At 56.9% G+C, this 11,516-nt stretch carries 8 protein-coding genes; 3 read left to right on the forward strand and 5 right to left on the reverse strand.

From position 1 onward, the window contains the following. Positions 1 to 32: 32 nt before the first annotated feature. From OHL19_RS09135 to OHL19_RS09145, 3 genes are all read right to left on the reverse strand, one after another. Positions 33 to 1,064, reverse strand: coding sequence for an ABC transporter permease (locus tag OHL19_RS09135; protein ID WP_263357347.1), 1,032 nt, complete (start codon positions 1,062 to 1,064; stop codon positions 33 to 35). Then, on the reverse strand, positions 1,057 to 2,103 hold the full coding sequence (locus OHL19_RS09140; RefSeq protein ID WP_263357348.1) for an ABC transporter ATP-binding protein: 1,047 nt from the start codon (positions 2,101 to 2,103) through the stop codon (positions 1,057 to 1,059). Before OHL19_RS09140 ends, OHL19_RS09135 begins: the two co-directional genes overlap by 8 nt. Before the next feature lie 117 nt (positions 2,104 to 2,220). Then, complete coding sequence (locus OHL19_RS09145) at positions 2,221 to 4,257, reverse strand: PP2C family protein-serine/threonine phosphatase (protein WP_263357349.1); 2,037 nt, start codon at positions 4,255 to 4,257, stop codon at positions 2,221 to 2,223. An 80-nt stretch (positions 4,258 to 4,337) separates the two neighbouring features. Here OHL19_RS09145 and OHL19_RS09150 point away from each other — a divergent pair, with 80 nt between their 5' ends. The 3 genes from OHL19_RS09150 to lon all read left to right on the forward strand — a co-directional run bounded on the left by OHL19_RS09150 (position 4,338) and on the right by lon (position 9,088). Then, positions 4,338 to 5,216 (forward strand): UbiA-like polyprenyltransferase, encoded by an 879-nt coding sequence (locus OHL19_RS09150; RefSeq protein WP_263357350.1) that lies wholly within the window; start codon positions 4,338 to 4,340, stop codon positions 5,214 to 5,216. Between the two features lie 98 nt (positions 5,217 to 5,314). Next, on the forward strand, positions 5,315 to 6,148 hold the full coding sequence (gene pheA / locus OHL19_RS09155) for a prephenate dehydratase (protein ID WP_263357351.1): 834 nt from the start codon (positions 5,315 to 5,317) through the stop codon (positions 6,146 to 6,148). 471 nt (positions 6,149 to 6,619) lie between these two features. Continuing rightward, on the forward strand, positions 6,620 to 9,088 hold the full coding sequence (lon, locus tag OHL19_RS09160) for an endopeptidase La (protein WP_263357352.1): 2,469 nt from the start codon (positions 6,620 to 6,622) through the stop codon (positions 9,086 to 9,088). Positions 9,089 to 9,421: 333 nt separating this feature from the next. Here lon and OHL19_RS09165 read toward each other — a convergent pair whose 3' ends face one another. Both OHL19_RS09165 and allE read right to left on the reverse strand, forming a co-directional pair. Next, positions 9,422 to 10,723, reverse strand: a complete 1,302-nt coding sequence (locus OHL19_RS09165) for a M20 family metallo-hydrolase (protein WP_263357353.1) — start codon at positions 10,721 to 10,723, stop codon at positions 9,422 to 9,424. Positions 10,724 to 10,728: 5 nt separating this feature from the next. Beyond that, complete coding sequence (allE, locus tag OHL19_RS09170; protein ID WP_263357354.1) at positions 10,729 to 11,487, reverse strand: (S)-ureidoglycine aminohydrolase; 759 nt, start codon at positions 11,485 to 11,487, stop codon at positions 10,729 to 10,731. Positions 11,488 to 11,516 lie beyond the last annotated feature (29 nt).

An 11,516-nucleotide genomic window follows, 5' to 3' on the forward strand; every position in this document is an offset into this window, starting at 1 on the left:
CCTTTGTGTTGCTACGGGCTTTGTGTTGCCTGTTATCTCCAGCGAAAGATTCGCAGGGCAACTATGAACGGCACAATCAACCACGCGAGCAGGATGGATACAGGCATCAGCATGTGATCGATGCTTACTCCCTGCAGCATGTTCGCGCGTAACGCGTCGATGGCAGCGGTTAACGGCAGCGCGCGAACGAAGGGTTGAATAACGGCCGGGAAGCGTGATGCAGAGAAAAATACGCCGGATAGAATCCACATAGGCAGCATCACCAGGTTCATCAGCCCCGATGCAGCTTCCATGGTCTTGGCGCGCGATGCCGTCAACAGTCCGAGTGCGGAAAAGCTCAATGAGATCAGGATGCACAGGAAGCCAAGCTGCCATAGAGACCCGCGAAATGGAACGCCAAAGGCCAGCGCTGCGAATCCAAGGAACACGACGACTTCGATTGCCAGCATGACCAGGCGCGACAGCAGGAACGACGCCAGATATTGCCACTTGGGCATGGGCGAGGCGACGAGACGTTTGAGCAGCTTCTTCTGGCGAGCCTCGACGATGGCAAAGCCGAGGCCCCAGATTGCCGGCCCCATCAGGTTCATGCCAAGCAGACCCGGCACAACAAAGTCGATGTAGCGCGAACCCTTTTCGTGTACCAGCTGATTGTCCGCATGTATAACTTCGCGTCTGCCTGCGATGGTTTGAATCGCGCCGTCTGCGAGCAGGCGCGCAGTTCTTGCATCTGGATTGGTATCGTCGTACTCATACGCGACGCCATCCGGCTTTTGAATCGCAAGCAGAAGAATGCTGCCTGTCGCCAGGGATTTTGCACCGGTCGATTCATCCATGATCGTTGCAGTTAATCCCTTGTCGCTGGCGAGGGCCTGTGTCAATTGGGTAGTCGTTGCGCCCACTGGCAGTACATCCGCAGGGCGATTGCGAAAGGCAAGTCCCAGACCAACAGCCAGAATGATGGGGAAGACAAAGGTCCAGAAGATGGCTTCGGGCTCGCGCAGAAAAAGTCGAAAGCGCACCATCGTCAATTGAAAGAGCGAGCTGTTCGTGAGGCTACTCATCGCGCAGATTCCTTCCTGTCAGGCCAACAAATACATCTTCGAGCGACGCTGAATGTGTACGAAATTCGCTGAGATGCAGCTCCTGGTTTTTGAGTGCGGAGAAGATGAGCGGCACTGCTATGTGCAACTCCGAAACAGACAACTGATGCAATCCTGCATCGACGCGATGCGATTGGATTCCGGGGATTGCGAGTAGCGGGACGGTGTCCACGATGCCGTGTCCTTCGGTTTGTTCTTCACTTTGCCCGGTTACGGAAAACTCCACGATATGCTCGCCGCCGACGGACGCGATCAGTTCCTGCGGTGTGCCGAGGGCGATGATTTTGCCATGATCCATAATCGCTACACGGTCGCACAGGCGCTCCGCTTCATCCATGTAATGCGTGGTTAGAATGATCGTTCGGCCTGCCTGTTTGAGTTCGTCTACCAGGTCCCAAAGATGGCGCCGTGCCTGGGGATCGAGGCCAGTCGTCGGCTCATCGAGAAAGAGCAGCTCCGGATCGCCGACCAGCGCGCAGGCCATTGCGAGACGCTGCTTTTGTCCACCCGAGAGACCGCCAACGCGCGAGGTCCGCTTCTCTTCGAGTTGCGCGGTTTTGATGGATTCTTCGATGGAAATGCCGCGTTTGAAGAAGCTGCGAAACATACGCAGCGTCTCCTCCACGGTGAGCTTGTCGGGGAACTGCGTCTCCTGCAATTGGATTCCGATGCGTTGTCGAAGCTCATTCGCACCCGAGCGCCAACTCAGACCCAGCAGCTCCACGACTCCTTCGTCTGGAGTGGTGAGGCCTTCGCAGATTTCGATAGTGGTTGTTTTGCCTGCACCGTTCGGGCCGAGGAGTCCAAAGCACTCACCGCGCGCTACCTCCAGATCGAGGCCATTCACCGCGACGACGTCGGCAAAGGTCTTGCGCAGCCCTCGCAAGAGAAGGGATGGGCCAGTCTTCTTTGTTTCAGGAGCCATTGGATTCGGATAAGAGTTTGCCATCGACACAAGACTATGCGGAGTTGAGCCGTGCATCAATACGAAAGTCGGCATCGATACGAAACTTGGACTCAACGCGAAAGCCGCATGCGGCGCTCACGCATCAATCACGTGTGTTACGGGATTTGTACTGGATTCGCCATCGCTGAAGAGCACAGTGAAAATAGCGCGTCAGGCTGCGGCTGCTGCGGTGGCAGCAATGCGGGTGATGGCGACGACCGTGATATCGTCTGACTGGCCAAATTGTTGCGCGGCCTTTGCGATTGCATCGGCTGGTTCGGTTGAGAGTTGCTGCGCGCGGTTGAATCCAAGCAACTCGCCATCTTCGTTTTGCGCTTCGATGACTCCATCGGAATAGAACGTGAGGCGGCTGCCCGGGGCTAATTGAAAGTGGGTTGTTTCATAACTTACGTTGCTCACAATGCCGAGCGGAAGAGCGCCTGGCAGCGGAAGCTCCACTCCATCGAGATAGGGCGAAAGATGACCGGCATTGGCGATCGTTACCTCTCCATCCGCAGTAATATGCGCGGCTAGTGCGGTTGAGAAGCCTCCATTGCTGCGCCCGATGAGGCGTTCATTCAACTTGGCCAGCATTTCGTCCGGCGCATGTGTATAGTCGGCGACGGTGTGAATGGCTCCCACTAAAACCGAAACAAGCATGGCGGCAGGCAGGCCTTTGCCAGCCACGTCTCCCAGGACCAGCATCAGGCCGTCATTGGCCGCTGGCAAAATCTGGAAGAAGTCGCCGCCGACCTGCTGCGCGGGATCATAAACGCTTTCGATAAAGAAGCCGGGGATCGCTTCGAAGTTCTCGGGAAGGATGACTTGCTGGACCTCACGGGCCGCGGCGAGTTCGCCTTCGAGAAGAGCCTGGTGGCGGCTTACGCTGGAGGAGCGGCGCAGCATGATGATGGCCAGCGAGAGCGTACAGAAAATCCCCGACACATTATCGAGCGAGATGGAGAATGGTCCGGCTGGGTAGCGCTGTATGAGATTTAATCCCCGCAACGCGGCGGCGTTCCAGGCGGGGATCCTGAAGAGCAGGGCAAGCGTGTAGTTGGCATAGATATACAGGCTGAACTGTATTACCGGAATCAGCAGGATGCCTGCCTCCCGGTTGCCGCGCCGCCAATGGATTGCGAGAACAACCGGTACGACAATCGACAGGAGCGCAACAAAAAGCAGATTTTCCAGGAGCTGATAGCTCCCGGGGAGCGAGGGCAGGTATTCGCCCAGCGTGCTGTAGGCATTGAGAAGACCGGCGAAGATCAGAAAGCTTCGGAATTTCCAGCCGATACGAATCTCGACGAAGGCGAAGTACATCGAGACCCAAACGAGTGGGGACGCGATCCGAAAGCAGCCGGCAACGATCGGCCACGCAATGGGGATGTTGTAGAAAAGGGAGCTGACCTGGATGGGAAACTCGGCCAGCCGGATCATGCCCAGTGCGGCTATCCATAAGTATTCGAACTGGCGACGCTGCGCGGCAAAGAGTACGAGGGCAACCAGGCCAAGTCCGACGTTCAGGGCCAGATCGAGCCATATGAAAAAATTCTCGCCGATCACCGCCAGCCAACCTTCGCGATAGAGTGTGGTCGTCTGCCCGAGGGTCAGATTTGCTGCAAAGAGCCCCGGGTTTGTACCCGCCCATTCATTCTTTGCGATGTGTACACGCACGGCTACCAGGAGGGAGCCGCTCGCCAGTTGAGCGTCCGGGATGGAGCTCAGGACTCGCGCGTCCATAGTGTAGGCGTGAAAGGGCGCAACCTGTCCGGAAACCATCAGCCGTTCGCCGTTTACATAAACTTCAAAGGCATTGGACAAAGTGCGTTCTTCGAGGCCGAGACCAGTTTGCGTCGGACTGACCTTGATCCGCTGACGGTACCAGACTACTTCCGGACTGGAGTCGGGGAAGATGGTACGGAGGGAACGGTTTGGATTAAATGGAATCCACTGCGAGTCGTCGAATGCGGGCTGGGCAAAGGCTGGATTATCTCCCGCTTGCACAAGCCATGTTCCGGATAGATTCGTGGGCTGACTCAGGTGTGTTGCGTCGAACTCCGCAACGCTGCTCGCCGCATACGCGCTGGGCGCTGCCGCCGACAGGGTGAGAATCGTGACAAGGGCTGCGACGAGGGCAGTCGCGAAGGCTGGCAGAAGTTTTTCCACCCCGTTGGGGCCGACGGTGCCGCGATACGATCTCTTCACTCTAATTCCATTGGATTCCGTTCCAAATTAACATCCCCTACCCCTCAAGTACACTGGAGAGTGGAGCTGAATAACCTTTTATGACTACGTTTTGGGCCAAGACAAAGATCACGCTGGAGATGATCAAGTGGGAGCACTCGATCTTCGCGCTGCCGTTTGCATTGACCGGTGCATTGCTGGCCGCTCACGGACTTCCCCGTCTGGCCATTCTCGGCTGGATTCTGGTGGCTATGATTACGGCCCGCTCGGCAGCCATGGCCTTCAACCGCTGGGCCGATGCTTCGCTGGACGCCGCCAATCCGCGTACCAGCATCCGCGCTATTCCTGCCGGGCAGCTTTCGCGCGGGTTTGTCCTCGCCTTCACGCTGCTCATGATCGCCGGTTTTGTCTTCGCTACCAGCCAGATCAATCGGCTTACGCTTGAGCTATCGCCGGTCGCGCTCGCCGTCCTGCTGGGATACAGCTATATGAAGCGCCTCACTCGCTGGACGCATTTTGTGCTGGGTCTTGCGCTGGGCATCGCTCCTGCGGCTGCGTGGATCGCCGTCCAGGGGGCGCTCGATCCGCGCATTCTTGTTCTAACCGCAGTGGTAACTTGCTGGGTCGCCGGTTTCGACACTCTCTACGCCTGCCAGGATATGGAGCACGACCGCCAGGCGGGCCTGTTCAGCCTGCCTCAATCTTTTGGCATTGAAACTGCTTTCTGGATCGCGCGGCTGCTGCATGTCGCGGTGGTTGTCCTGCTGGTATGGTTTGCAGTTCTCTTCCACTTCGGCGTCGCGGGGCAGATTGGCATCGCCGCTGTGGCTGGGTTGCTGCTCTATGAACATCTCCTCGTCTCTCCGCGTGACCTGCGCAAGCTGAACGCTGCCTTCTTCACCATGAACGGAGTGATCGCCACCGTTTTTCTCGTCTTTGTCGCGGCTGACATTTGGTTGACCCCGCTGCTTAGACGATAGGCCGGGCGCTTTCGGCGCGTTATGGTATTTTTCGGATACACGCTGTTTTCATCTTGCAGTCATCCCGAACACACATTGGGCAGGAGTGTCTTACTACCTTGATCAAGATCGCTATCCAGGGAGAGCCCGGCTCTTTTAGCCACGAGGCAGCCATGAAACTGGCCGCCACCATGAAAGAGGATGCGCTCATCGCTCCTTACTCGCTCTCGGCCGAGGTTTTTGCAGCGCTCGTTCGAGGCGATACGGATGCCGCCGTCATCCCGATTGAGAACTCGCTGGCTGGCTCCGTCTCGGAGCACTTTGACCTGATGCTGACCCACGATGTCACCATCGTTCGCGAGACGCGGCTGCGAATTCGGCACAACCTCATCGCTATCTCCGGTGCGGAGATCGATGAGATTGACCGCGTTTTTTCGCATCCGGTTGCCCTCGCCCAGTGCCGCCGTTTTCTCGCGGAGCATCCCAAAATGGAATCGTTCGCCTTTTATGACACGGCGGGCAGCGTAAAACAACTGGTAGAACTGCGCGACAGCCACGCCGCCGCCATCGCCAGCCAGGCGGCAGCGCGGTATTACGGCGCGCAGATTCTGGCCTCCGACATTGAAGACAATCCTGAGAACTTCACCCGCTTCTTCTACCTGCGGCGCTCGGGTGAGGTCCAGCCCGACCCGGAGTCGAATAAACTCAGCCTCGCCTTCACCCTGGAAAACCGTGTCGGCACCCTGGTCGCTGCACTTTCTGAGTTGGCCAAAGAAGGAACGAATCTCACCAAAATCGAATCGCGCCCGGTTCACGGACGTCCCTGGGAGTATGTCTTCTTCGTGGATTGCCAGCTCAACTCGTCGACCGACGGGCTCCGCGTTCTGGAAGCGTTGCGTTCCCACTGCGCCATGGTCAAGGTGTTAGGGCGCTACCGGGAAGCGAACAGCTAGCAGGCCAACCGCTGATTTCGTGGCAGAAGTTCACCGGTTTCCGGCGGAGTTCTGCCATCGATCTTTCACCCGATCCTGCCATTTACAGATCTGCCCTTAGATGTTCCCTGACACACACCAATTAGAAGATTTTAAATATCTCCTTTTTTATCAATACAAATACATCGACTGCTCACTTCTTTGTTTAAGGGTTTATTGGCCTCGGCCGATAAACGTATGAGACATTCTGGACAATATATATCGCTATATATAGGTAGCGCGTGGTGGGGGGAGTGGTATGTTTATTTCCAACCTTCGACGCTTCGCTATTACGTGTTGTTTTGGGGAACGGGGGCGTCGCTGTCGTCGTACAACCAGCTATGCGCTTCCGGTGAAGTCGGCATCAGCAAGCAGAATTGGGCGGATTAAGAAACCGTGAAACTTTCGAACCTGTGGTGTGTCTAATAAGGAAAGTTGATACGAGGATACTCAATGTTTAGCCAATCGACCAATTCGCAACCCGGTTTTCAGTCCAGCTCTAATACCAATTCCGATCCCCAGACGGCAGTTCCGGTGACAGCGAAGGCGTACCCGGTATTGCCTGTACGCGATACGGTCCTTTTTCCCCATGCAGTTTTGCCGCTAACGGTTGGCCGCGAAAGCTCGATTCAGTTGATTGAGTCTCTCGGCGACCAGCGCACAATTGTGGTCGTTGCACAACGCGATCCGCGTCAGGATGCGCCGCAGCCCGATCAATTACACGAGTACGGCACCCTGGCTACCGTTCATAAGGTAGTCAAAATGCCAAATCAGAGCCGGTTTGTCTTCACCGAAGGCACAGCCAGGGTGAAGCTCACGCGGTTCAGCCAGACTGAGCCTTTCCTGATGGCGGAGGTTGAGACGGTCGAAGATCGCGAAGCTACAGAGGCCAACGAAACGGCATCCGTGGAGGCTTTGCAGCGAAACGTCATCTCGCAGTTTCAGCAGATCGTAAACGCTTCGCCTACCCTGTCGGATGAGTTGCAGACGATTGCCGCGAACATCCACGAGCCGGGACGTGCGGCGGATTTCATCGCTTCGTCACTTCCGTTCCTGACTACTGCCGACAAGCAGGCTTTGCTTGAGTCGTCGGACGTAGCTGTGCGCCTCGAAAAAGTGACCCAGTTCCTGGCCAAAGAGATCGAAGTTCAGCAGTTGCGGAACAAGATCCAGACCGAGGTACAGGACCAGGTACAGCAGTCCCAGCGCGATTACTACCTTCGCGAGCAGTTAAAGGCGATTCAAAAGGAACTGGGCGAAGTGGATGAAGGGCAAAGAGATAACGACGAGCTGAAAGAAAAGATTGAAGCCGCCGGAATGCCCGACGACGTCAAGAAAGAAGCTCTCAAAGAGTTGAGCCGGCTTGCTCGTATGTCTCCGATGGCTGCCGATTCAGGCCTGGTGAGGAACTATATTGAGTGGCTCGCTGCGCTTCCGTGGACCCGCAGTTCGGGTACGGATGTCGACATCAGTAAGGCTCACGAGATCCTCAATGACGACCACTACGGCCTGAAAAAGGTCAAAGATCGCATTCTGGATTACCTGAGCGTGCTCGAACTCAAGCCGGACATGAAGGGGCCGATTCTCTGCTTTGTCGGACCTCCGGGCGTCGGTAAGACTTCGCTGGGGCGGTCGATTGCCCGGGCGTTGGGCCGGAAGTTCCAGCGTGTTTCGCTGGGCGGTATGCATGACGAGGCGGAAATCCGCGGCCATCGCCGGACATATATCGGCGCGCTGCCGGGGCAGATCATGCAGTCAATTCGTCGCGCGGACACCAACGATCCGGTGATCATGCTCGACGAGCTCGACAAACTTGGGCGCGATTTCCGCGGCGATCCGGCTGCGGCGTTGCTTGAAACGCTGGATCCTGAGCAGAACTCGACCTTCCGGGATAACTACCTGGATGTGCCGTTCGATCTGTCCAAGGTGCTCTTTATCTGCACCGCGAACATGCTTGATCCCATCCCCGAGCCGCTGCTCGATCGTATGGAGATCATCCATTTGCAGGGTTATACCGAGGAGGAAAAGGTACATATTGCATTCAAGTACCTGATTCCAAGGCAGATTGCTGCGAATGGCATCGACCCGGCGTTGATCGAATTTCCCGAGGAGGCGGTTCGTCACATCGTTCGCCACTATACCCGTGAGGCTGGCGTACGCAAGCTGGAGCAGGTATTGGGTACGGTCTGCCGCAAGCAGGCCCGCCGAATCGTGGAAGGGAACAAGGAGAAACTTGTCATCGACAAGGAGACCCTGCAGGAGTTCCTCGGCGGCGTGAAGGTTCGCGTCGATATGGAAGTCTTTGACCGTACAAGAAGGGCTGGCGTAGCTGTCGGACTAGCTTGGACCCCGGCGGGTGGCGATGTTCTTTTCATCGAAGCCAACCGGATGAAGGGTAAGGGTGGCTTCACCGTCACCGGGCAGATTGGCGATGTCATGCAGGAGTCCATGCAGGCCGCTCTGACGTGGGTTCGCTCCAACGCCAACAGTCTTGGCCTGGAAGAGGACTTCAATTCAGAGGTCGATCTGCACATCCACGTACCGGCAGGAGCTATCCCCAAGGACGGTCCTTCAGCAGGTGTGACGATGGTTACGACGCTCGTTTCGCTGATGACCAACACGCCGATCCGGCCGTTTACGGCTATGACCGGCGAGGTTACGCTGAGTGGAAATGTACTCCCGGTCGGCGGCATCAAGGAGAAGTTCCTGGCTGCTCGCCGGGCTGGAGTCCAGCATGTGATCCTGCCTGCGGACAACCGTCAGGACGTCGAAGAGGATCTGACCCCAGCTCAGACAGAGGGTGTCACCATCCATTACGCAAGCCGCGTCGAGGAGGTACTGGCAGCAGCATTGCCACTCCTCCACGCTCGACCACAGGATAATGAAGCCTCAGTTAATCTTGGCCTTGGACCGGTAGCCTAATTCGATACTTTAACAATTGAAAATGCCCCTTGCGCCGATGTCAGAGCGCAAGGGGCATTCTTTTTGGGATGGAGCTTGACCTTGAGCACGGCTTGAGCCTCGCTTGAGTGCAGTTAAGCCGGTAAATAGTTTTCCACAGGCAGCGAGCCTTATCTTGAATCGACATTAACCTAATTAAATAATTGATAGTAATAAACTTAACAATTTTAAGAAGAGTTAATGCTGTTTCCTACTTCTGCATTTCAGGAAAGCAGGGATAGTATTTGGACCATTAATGTTTCTGATTGTTAATTTGCGCGTAAGCTGTTGATTATTAATTATTTAAAATTTCAGTCAAGATGCCAAAACAGCAAGTGTTCGTGCGAGCACATCTACACCGGCAGCGATCCATTCCGGGGAGGCGTATTCATCTGGACGATGGCTCACTCCGCCTCGGCAAGGGATGAAGATCATGGCGACGGGTGCGAACCGGGCTACGAAGAGTGAGTCATGATAGGCCCTGCTTACCATCCTTTTGCTGGTATAGCCTGACTGTTCCGTTGCGGATTGCACTGCCTGCAGGATGCCGGTATCGCAGGTTGCGGGCGGGTCGGCGTTGATGAGTTTAAAGCCGATTCGAACTCCGCGCCGCGAAGCTATTTCCTCAGCCGCAACTCTCAGGCTGGCCAACACGCCGTCCCTTCGACTGGCATCGGTGTCGCGGATATCTGTTTCGAGCAGCACCCGGGATGGAACTGAATTGACCGCTCCGGGGAAGACTTCGCAGACGCCGACCGTCGCCACCGTGTCGATGACTCCTGTCGTTTTGGCTGCTGCTTCGAGCGCGAGAATCAGTTCGGCGGCGGCCGCCAGGGCATCGTGTCGGTCGGGCATGAGCATGGCCCCGGCGTGTCCGCCTTCACCTTCAACCGCGATCCGCATGGAGGCAGGCGCGGCGATATGGGTCACGATGCCGAGATCCAGACCCTCGCGTTCGAGCAGCGGACCCTGCTCGATATGCAGCTCCACAAATCCATGAAAGTGGCCGGAGGCGAGCGCCACGGTCTTCAAGTTTCCGGTGAACCCCGCAGCCGTTCTCAGTTCCTCAAGCCCACGGCCATCCCTGTCGCGGAGCGCGAGAGCTTGTTCCGGCGAAAGCACCCCGCCCATCATCCGGCTTCCCAGGCATCCGATGCCGAAACGGGTCGGCTCCTCGGCGGTAAAGATCACAAGTTCGATCGACCGCCGAGGCTGGAATCCGACTCGTTGCAGAGCGCGAATCGCCTCCAGCCCGCCGAGTACGCCGACCGTTCCGTCGTAGGCTCCGGCGTTCGGAATGGCATCAATGTGCGAACCGGTCGCGACCGCGGGCAGGCCTGGCTCCGATCCGGCCCAACGGCAAAAGGTGTTGCCGACGGCGTCTTCGCGGATGGAGAGTCCGGCCGCCTGGCAGAGATCTTTCACGTATGCCCGGGCGCGCAGGTCAGCGTTGCTGAAAACTACGCGCGTGACCACAGGTGCAATAATTTCGGACGATGCTGTGACTTTGTGGGGCGCTGTGATTTTGGACGGCGCAGCGGCCTCGGAAATGGAAGCGAGCGTTTCCAGCTCTGCCATCAACCCGCGAATTTCAACAGACGGCGTCGGTTCGAGCATCGTTCTTAGGCTCCCAGAGGGTGACGGTTCCAGTCTTTATAGATGAGATATTTGGCGGGAGTTTTCCCTATCGCCCCAAACCATTGCGGGCAGTAGGGAGCCATCCAGATAAAATCGCCCGCCGAGACGGGATACCAGCTATCGCCGAGACGATAGATTCCGCCGCCCTCCAGCATCAGCAGGCCGTGCTCCATGAGATGTACCTCGACCAGGGCCAGCGATGCCCCTGGAGCGTAGGTCATGGTGTTCACGGCAAAATCGAAGTTGATTCCGTCCGGTACCAGGCGCTTGACCTGTAGAGCTTCATCGCCGCCGAGCGCTTCGGACTGGATGGTCGCTTCGTCGCCAACGACTACCTTAGGCTGGGCAGAGTCGGCAACAGAGTCGGCAACTGGCTCGTAGAATTTTTCGATGACTACGGCCTTTGAGACGTTGCGGGCTCTGACCCGGTGCGGAGTATTTGCGGGCAGGTAGGCAAATTGGCCGGGGGCCAGTGCATAGCTGGGGCCGTCTGAGATTTCCAGTTCTACGTGGCCTTCGAGCAGATATAGAAACCGCTCAACGCCTGCGGGAGCAGAAGCCAGGGTGCCATCTTCGGTGAACTCCGCCGTCATCTGCGTGAATCCTGCACCCAACTGAGGCCCAATATGAATGACAAACTCCACCCCCGAAGACCCGGGCAGAGGTGTACGAATGAACGTATCCGGCGTTTGCAGAAGATGATCGGCCTTCAGGCTGCTTCGAGTTGCTCCCAGATGTTGCACGATTGTCCCTTTCTGGTGATGCAGTCAGA

Origin of the sequence: Acidicapsa ligni (assembly GCF_025685655.1) — a bacterium.
Classification (GTDB): Bacteria; Acidobacteriota; Terriglobia; order Terriglobales; family Acidobacteriaceae; genus Acidicapsa; species Acidicapsa ligni.

Coding starts and splice junctions, on each gene's coding strand:
- lon (WP_263357352.1), top strand. CDS start 6,620: ATGTTTAGCCAATCGACCAATTCGCAACCCGGTTTTCAGTCCAGCTCT.
- OHL19_RS09150 (WP_263357350.1), top strand. CDS start 4,338: ATGACTACGTTTTGGGCCAAGACAAAGATCACGCTGGAGATGATCAAG.
- OHL19_RS09135 (WP_263357347.1), bottom strand. CDS start 1,064: ATGAGTAGCCTCACGAACAGCTCGCTCTTTCAATTGACGATGGTGCGC.
- OHL19_RS09140 (WP_263357348.1), bottom strand. CDS start 2,103: ATGCCGACTTTCGTATTGATGCACGGCTCAACTCCGCATAGTCTTGTG.
- OHL19_RS09165 (WP_263357353.1), bottom strand. CDS start 10,723: ATGCTCGAACCGACGCCGTCTGTTGAAATTCGCGGGTTGATGGCAGAG.